Source organism: Paenibacillus sp. J2L1-98, assembly GCF_056269405.1.
This window is the reverse complement of the sequence record NZ_JBWDNW010000049.1, coordinates 1-7543: the sequence shown is the minus strand read 5'-3', so window position 1 is coordinate 7543 and position 7543 is coordinate 1. Positions and strand designations below refer to the sequence as shown.

The following is a 7543-nucleotide window of genomic DNA, read 5'->3' as shown; positions in this document are numbered from 1 at the left end:
AACGGTTACAAGCAAAACTAAACGGCCTCAGTCCGATGGAATTTAGGACCAAGGCCGCTTAATTGATTTTTGTTATTTGTACTGTCTACTTGACGGGGTGCAGTTCAGTCCCAGGCTACCGTTGTTTCTATTATTAGGGTCAGTCTAATACTTATATCAGGGTTTTATTGGGGACAGCCATAAGGGGGTTTAGGCAAGCCTAAACGGTCTAAGTTGCCGCATACCGTACTTTGCCAGTAGGCCAGCTGATCATCCAGCTCTTTCGCAGAATGCTGTTGAATGATTTCGATGTAGGCTGTAGCTGCCGCGACTTCCGGATTGAAGGACCAGGACCAGTAATCCGTCCGATCATAACGGCCGATCCATTGTCCGTCTACGCCGAATTTTTGTTGATCGGTTGCACCGATGACGGCTCCATCCGCTGTTCGCAGCAAAAGGAAGACGCCGCCGGTAAATCCGGTTAATTTGACGTTGTTTTTCGTTCGAGTAACGACATCAAGTTGGCCGGCAAGTGCTCCCGAGCGCTGCAGCGTGGCCCGTGTGTACATGTAACGCCCGCCATTGGAGCTTTGCCAAGTAGCCTCTGTGGTTAAAGAAGGAATTGTTTGGATAGAGGATGAAGGTGAAGTGCCCCCACCAGTGTTTCCTCCATCATAACCGCCGCCTCCGATCGGATCTTCCGACATCCGCGCAGAGACCGAAGAAGCAGGAACAGCAGCGAGCAGGGCAACAGCAGCAAGCATAAACGTTAACAATAAACTTTTCCATGTTTTCATCATAAAACCCTCCAAATAAATGATTTCGTGTGGTTGCAACCCTCCATTATTATGGATTGAATATCTCCATCCAAAAAGTACCAATTATTTATAGTACTGGTGTAGATTTCGTTTATGGTTTAGTGATTAAATCGCGGAATTGCTTACGAACATGTTCACGTGACGGTACCGATGTTACGGTTCAATATTTTGCAGCTGCTCCGACTTTTTGGCATGCCGAATTAAATGGCACTATTTCTCGCTTGAATTACGAACACACGTTTGCATATAATAAGAGCACCATATGTGAAGGACGGTGCTTTTATGACGACAACACGGAAGAAGCTTGAAGGTAATGGACTTTGGGAAAGTAGCCGCATGATGCTGCCTGAACATAAAGTTCGGATTAATGAATGGAATCTTGAAATTAAAAAACGCCAGCGCATTGAGCTTGATGAACAAGAATGGGAAGATGTTTCCCGCGTTGTTGTACAATCGTTGCAGCAGCGGCAGCCGGTAAAAATTCGGATGTTCCATGAACTCGAAGACCTGGAGATCGTCGGGATCATCGACCGGGTGGACCAGTTCCGCGGTCGCTTTATGGTCGATGGAGAATGGTTTGAAATTCAGGATATAGAGGGCGCGAGCCTTGAGCATTGATCGTCGGAAGCTTGTAGATCATTTGGAATTCCACTCTGAACTGCTGCAATATAAAATTGATGAGCATGCCGGTGAATATGATTTCGAGATCGTTCTTATGTGGTTTGCTAAAAAGATCATGCTGACGCAGCTGCTCGATGATCTCGGTAAAGGGAAATTCGATTTAGAAGGATATTAATGGTCGGCGTCGAATCACTCTCGCAAAGGGGGATGGACGATGCGTATTGGCGATTATTTGGGCCAGGTTGTTGTGTTGGAGCTGGGCACAATGGCGACCTATGAGGGCGTTCTGGAGCCGGTAGAGGATTCGAAGATATCTGATTATGTCCGGGTGCGGAACGGATCTGAGACGTGGCTGTTGCCTGTTTGTTTCTTTTAACATGTGTAGAGGGAAACACTCGCCTCATTAAGCTAACCGGCAGGTTATTTAATAAAAATAGTTAATGCATTTCTTAACTCCCCCTAATTGTGTGAAAAAATCACATAACTGTTTACTTTGTGAAAACATTCACAATCATCTGATGCTTTTATCATATTCCTTTTTCCGAACAAATGGCAAGGGCTATTCCCCAAGAAAATCAAACGAAATGTGAAAATTCTGAAATGTCAAAAATAAAGTTGACGGCGTTCGGCCGAGAATGTAATATTACTTTAAATCATAGTAAGTTGATTGGAAAACAATAAATTGTCTACCGGACCACCGGAGGCCAGCATTGGAGATGATGCATGGTCTCTTTTTTTTCATCTTCGATGATAAGATTTCCATTCATTATTTGCCAGGGGGGCTGGAGGAATTCGCGCAGCAGGTCGTGCCCGAGCTTCAGCGCAGAGGATTGTTCCGGACGGAGTACGAGAGTGACACGCTTCGCGGTCATTACGGGCTTTCCCGTCCTAACAATAAATCATTGCCCGCTGCGGACGCAGCGGCAGCCAAAACATTCGAGGAGGTATTGCCATGAGTCAAAAGGAACAAGTCTTCGTAACGGAAGGAGCACAGCAGCTGAGACAGGGACAGGAGCAGAAGGAGCACGGCAGCGTGGAGGTACATCCCATTGCAGGCCGTATTGGCGCAAAAATTAAAGGAGTAAACCTCGGTGCGGACCTGGACCAGTCGACGGTCGACTCGATCCGCGAAGCTCTGCTGAAATACAAGGTCGTGTTTTTCCGCGGGCAGCATCAGTTGGACGATGCGGGTCAAGAGGAGCTTGCACGGCTGTTCGGCAGCGCGGTTGCCCATCCGACAGTGCCGATCAAGGACGGCAGCCGTTTTGTGCTTGAGCTCGATTCGCAGCACGGTGGCCGCGCCGACTCCTGGCATACGGACGTCACTTTTGTGGCTGCTTATCCGGCCTTCTCGATTTTACGGGCGGTGGAAGTGCCCGCAGCGGGCGGGGACACGGTATGGGCGAATACGGCGGCGGCTTACGACCACCTGCCGGATTCTCTCCGCAGCCTGGTAGACGGCCTATGGGCCGTTCACTCCAACGAATATGACTATGCGGCTCATCGCAACCAGATTTCCGAGAGGGATTCGAGCCATTATAGGGAAGTGTTCACTTCGACGTTGTACGAGACCGAGCATCCGATCGTTCACGTTCATCCGGAAACGGGGGAACGGTCGCTCATTTTGGGCCATTTCGCCAAGCGGATCGTCGGGCTGTCCAAATCGGATTCCGCCCAGCTGCTCACGCTGCTGCAGTCGCATGTGACGCGGCTCGAAAATACGGTGCGCTGGAGATGGCAGGCCGGGGATGTCGCCATTTGGGATAACCGGGCGACCCAGCATTACGCGATTAACGATTACGGCGATCAGCACAGAGTCGTGCGCCGCGTAACGGTGGATGGAGCTGTACCGGTCAGCATCGACGGCCGTCACAGCGTCGTGCGCAAGCCGGAGCCTGAGTCCGAATCAGATTCCGGTTCGCAAAACGAACAAAAAGCCGGATAATCCCGTCCGGTTCGTATTTTCCCCCGGGTGAAGGGTCATGAGGTCCGCTTCGCCTGACGAATGGACCTCCGAGGGCGCGTACCGCCCGTTATGTCGCGATTCGCGTTGATAAACAGGACAAGCAGCTTCGGCCATTTTGGCTGAGGCTGTTTGTTTTTTTGAGAAAATAACTGACTTCCATTTCTACGCGAAACGTGCGAGATGGCGAAATTGATCATCTTTTGTTTGAAGATGAGAGCATGATCCGCGATTATCAAGCCTTGCAACGAACGTGGTTTGAGAAAGGCAAGCAACGGGTGATTCGAACAACAGGTAAGCATCGCGGCTTAAAGTTGCTCTCGACCGTCGACTAATGCAACGGAAAGATCGTCTGGCACGAAGATGAAGCATACACGGCAGAAACGTTTCTGACTTTCTTGAACAAGGTGATGGACGCTTATCCTTCGGGAACGATTACAATGGTTCTGGATAATGCCCGTATCCATCACGCTAAGTTGCTTGAACCATTCTCCTTTTTTAGGATAAATCCGAGTGTGACGCTCCCTAGAGGCTCTGTGGTGAACTCCCGCGCCTACGCTTGGGCTACTTCCTCCACTTAAAAAAGAAGGACTCTTCAACTTTGTTGAAATGTCCTGTCTCCATAAAGTTTGGCACACAATAATAAAGCTTGCGCTGGTCGTACAGTAAACTCAAATCAAACTAATTTAAGTTTACTTATTGAGCGGCTTTTTTATTTTTGATGCCATTATACAATGGCATCATTACCTCCTCGTTATATCACAAAATCAACAAATTCTGGTGAGCGCAACAAACCGCTCTTATACCAGTTACGGAAGCGAACCTTTGCGCGGATCAGAGGCTGGATGTAGACAAAATTCTTATCCTCGCTCGTGACGATCGTCTTCGCGACGGCATAGAACGCCTTACGATGTTCCGCCGGCACGGCTAGCTCAATGATGCCTGCTGGGCGGCCGTTGTAGTTCGCTAGCACATCCTTTCTGTATGAAATGAAACACGGTCACTTAAAGAAAAAAACCTTCTGGATAGAAAGCGCTATCATGTGGCGCTGGTATGGTATTACAAAATATTCTATATAATCATATATCTTGTTACTAATCATAATATAGACATCAAAGCTTGCTAAACGAAACTAATTAATAGTTTAGATAATTTTGTCGGAGTATGTCTATCTGGTTCCTTTTTTTTCGTAACCGTCGTACAGCCTCACCTAGGAATTAGGGGTCATATTATGCTTATATCATTACGCAATAAGTCAGCGGAAGCGAAAATGACCATGGCAAATATGGCTCGAGCGTCGAATCCATAACTGAACAGCCTTTAAAGGGCTTTTTTTATGCTTAAGCATGGATCTGGCTTGAGCCAGCCGAGGCTTAAAAGGATTTTGGATTCTAATCCCTCGGTTCACCTTCCCTAAATCCCAAGCGACCCCGGGTAAATCATCCGGGTTCCATTGGGATTCTTAACGGGACTCGCAAGGAAGCTTAGAACCTCTAGGGTAACGCTCGAACAACATCGTTTCCTGCGCTTCCGTTATCACTTCATCTCCGCAAACCATCATGTTCTACGATGCAGATCGGAACCATGATTCCACTGCGCTTCACTCCATTCCATCATCGTTCCAAAACATTCGGGGGTAGACCTCTGGAAGCAAGACATTTGTAAGCAGTTCGAAGAAGAAAAGGCCCGTTTCGCAGATGTACTCTCGCGTGCAGCCTTACCCTATTCCGTTTTCAAGAAGACATTCGTAAACCGTAGCCATCTCGTCGCATGGGATCACATAGAACCTCTCCGCACAAGGCGAAAAAAGGTTTTTGAGTAAAACGCTCAAAAATCTTTTTGTCGTCCCTTCGGGCAACCTTGTGCTGCGAGAACTAGGATTTGTGGAGAAGTTGTAGTACCCGATCAGTGCGAATGGAGAATATTTCATAAGATTATTTATAATTAACCCTGTTAATAGAAGCACTGGAGGGGACGAGGCGGTAGAGCTGTGCCTTGCATTGATATCCCAATCTTCTGCTGATTAGCATCATTTTGATCTCTCGATATTCTTCTGGTATATTGATCCGGATCGTGATAGTGATAGAATAGCCTGCAAATTTTGAGCGAGACAAGTCTGCTTAATTAATGACCACGCAATACAACTATGCTTGAATAAAGGTCTTAAACAGGTTGGGGCGTTAAGCTAACTGGCATGTACTCTTCAGGTCTAGGTGGGTTCGCTCTGTTCTCTACCGAAGAAAACACCCTGCTTAAATAGCTGTCAGGCTGCCAAGCACAATAAAGCACCGAAACGGAAACACTCCTCGGACTCGGTGCTTTCGCATTACAATGATCCAGTCACTATTTATTTTCGGTAAGAGTTATGAACTTATAGACCTCGCTCTTAACGTAGTTGCCGTAATCATCCTCTGCCATGACTTGATAATAATAGGTAGTACCCGGTGTCAGCTGATCAGCGTAGGCGAGATGCAGAGTGCCGACGTCCTCCGTTATGGCCGTTTGATCCAGATTTAAGGGGTCTACACCGAAATACAAAGCCGAAGTGGCGTCATGATTGGTGCTCCACTCGAATTTCGTGAACGTGGTGTCGGTAGAATAGGCTTGGACGCCTGTGATGATCAGCGGATCGGACGGAGAAAGAGTCGTGAACTGATAGACCTCGCTCTTACCGTAGTTGCCGTAATCGTTCTTTGCCACGACTTGATAATAATAGGTAGTACCCGGCGTCAATTGATCTGCGTAGGCGAGATGCAGAGTACCGCCGTCCTCAGCCATCATGGCCGTTTGATCCAGATTCAAGGGGTCCACACCGAAATACAAAGCCGAAGTGGCGTTATGATTGGTACTCCACTCGAATTTCGTGAACGTGGTGTCGGTAGAATAGGCTTGGACGCCTGTGATGATCAGCGGATCGGACGGAGAAAGAGTTGTGAACTTATAGACCTCGCTCTTACCGTAGTTGCCGTAATCGTCCTTTGCCACGACTTGATAATAATAGGTGGTACCCGGCGTCAGCTGATCAGCGTAGGCGAGATGCAGAGTACCGACGTCCTCCGTTATGGCCGTTTGAACCAGGTTTAAGGGGTCTACACCGAAATACAAAGCTGAAGTGGCGTTATGATTGGTGCTCGACTCGAATTTCGTGAACGTGGTGCCGGTAGAATAGGCTTGGACGCCTGTGATGATCAGCGGTTCGAACGGAGACAGAGTCGTGAACTGATAGACCTCGCTCTCACCGTAGTTTCCGTAATCGTCCTTTGCCACGACTTGATAATAATAGGTGGTATCCGGCATCAGCTGATCAGCGTAGGCGAGGTGCAGAGTGCCGCCGTCCTCAACCGTCATGGCCGTTTGATCCAGATTTATGGGGTTCACACCGAAATACAAAGCTGAAGTGGCGTTATGATTGGTACTCCACTCGAACTTCGTGAACGTGGTGTTGGTAGAATAAGCTTGAACGTCTGTGATGATCAGCGGCTCAGACAATGTCGTGAAGGACAGTACGCCGCTTTTTTCAATTTTTTTGCCCGAGGCGGCCTCTAGTTGGTAGTAGTAGGTGGTCCCTGGCTTTAACCCGGTAACTTTAAACCAATATTGGCTGCCGGATTGAGAGGTGTAGCCCATGCCAATGCCCAGGTTCCCGGGATCCGTTCCGAGATACAGCTTTGGCGTATAGCGTTTGGTGACGACTGTAGAGATTTCAGCCCCCGATGCAGTAATGGAGGATGCTTGCACCTGCCCAATGACTTTGGAAACCTTGGTTTCTCCGCTAGCCGCCCCTACGGCTAATGGAAATAAGAACATCATAAGTAACAGAATAAATACCGCTAAACCAAACTTGCTGCGCACGTTAACACCTCGCTAGAAATAGTTTTTTTGGTAATAGTTTCTATAATATTATAGGGTATTAATAGGATAGGAGTAAACGGAAAAGTAACACAACCATTGAGCGAGAAGGGTTCCGCAGCAACACTCGGCAGGATCTACAGTCTCATCTCGGTTCTGTGTGTCTTAGTTGGAGATGGGGTGCCTTGACGGGGTGCAGTTCATTGCAGCGACAGTCTGCTTTTTTCATGAAGTAACGGGAGAGTTAAATAAATGGTAAGGAGTGGAGGTATGATTGACAGGAGGGTATTAAAGATCTATGACCATGAAATTG

The 7543-nt window shown here is 47.9% G+C and carries 7 protein-coding genes and 1 pseudogene; 6 read left to right on the top strand and 2 right to left on the bottom strand.

Features of this window, described 5'->3' with window-relative positions; genetic code table 11:
- Window positions 1-164: 164 nt before the first annotated feature.
- Window positions 165-776, bottom strand: coding sequence for a hypothetical protein (locus AC0YNZ_RS31160; RefSeq protein WP_475830239.1), 612 nt, complete (start codon window positions 774-776; stop codon window positions 165-167).
- 303 nt (window positions 777-1079) lie between these two features.
- On the opposite strand from AC0YNZ_RS31160, the gene AC0YNZ_RS31155 reads away from it, so the two are divergent.
- The 6 genes and pseudogenes from AC0YNZ_RS31155 to AC0YNZ_RS31130 all read left to right on the top strand — a co-directional run bounded on the left by AC0YNZ_RS31155 (window position 1080) and on the right by AC0YNZ_RS31130 (window position 3962).
- On the top strand, window positions 1080-1415 hold the full coding sequence (locus tag AC0YNZ_RS31155) for a YolD-like family protein (protein ID WP_475830238.1): 336 nt from the start codon (window positions 1080-1082) through the stop codon (window positions 1413-1415).
- Window positions 1405-1593, top strand: a complete 189-nt coding sequence (locus AC0YNZ_RS31150) for a hypothetical protein (protein WP_475830237.1) — start codon at window positions 1405-1407, stop codon at window positions 1591-1593. The genes AC0YNZ_RS31155 and AC0YNZ_RS31150 overlap by 11 nt, the downstream gene beginning before the upstream one ends.
- Window positions 1594-1632: 39 nt before the next feature.
- Window positions 1633-1794: a hypothetical protein gene (locus AC0YNZ_RS31145; RefSeq protein WP_475830236.1), complete on the top strand. Its 162-nt coding sequence runs from the start codon at window positions 1633-1635 to the stop codon at window positions 1792-1794.
- A 391-nt stretch (window positions 1795-2185) separates the two neighbouring features.
- A pseudogene (locus AC0YNZ_RS31140) lies at window positions 2186-2374 on the top strand (hypothetical protein); the annotation flags it as partial.
- On the top strand, window positions 2371-3363 hold the full coding sequence (locus tag AC0YNZ_RS31135) for a TauD/TfdA dioxygenase family protein (protein ID WP_475830235.1): 993 nt from the start codon (window positions 2371-2373) through the stop codon (window positions 3361-3363). The pseudogene AC0YNZ_RS31140 and the gene AC0YNZ_RS31135, both read left to right, overlap by 4 nt.
- A 365-nt stretch (window positions 3364-3728) precedes the next feature.
- Window positions 3729-3962 carry a transposase gene (locus tag AC0YNZ_RS31130; RefSeq protein ID WP_475830240.1) on the top strand — a complete coding sequence of 78 codons (234 nt, stop codon included), beginning with the start codon at window positions 3729-3731 and terminating at the stop codon, window positions 3960-3962.
- A 1762-nt stretch (window positions 3963-5724) separates the two neighbouring features.
- Here AC0YNZ_RS31130 and AC0YNZ_RS31125 read toward each other — a convergent pair.
- Window positions 5725-7233, bottom strand: a complete 1509-nt coding sequence (locus AC0YNZ_RS31125) for a fibronectin type III domain-containing protein (RefSeq protein WP_475830234.1) — start codon at window positions 7231-7233, stop codon at window positions 5725-5727.
- Window positions 7234-7543: the final 310 nt, after the last annotated feature.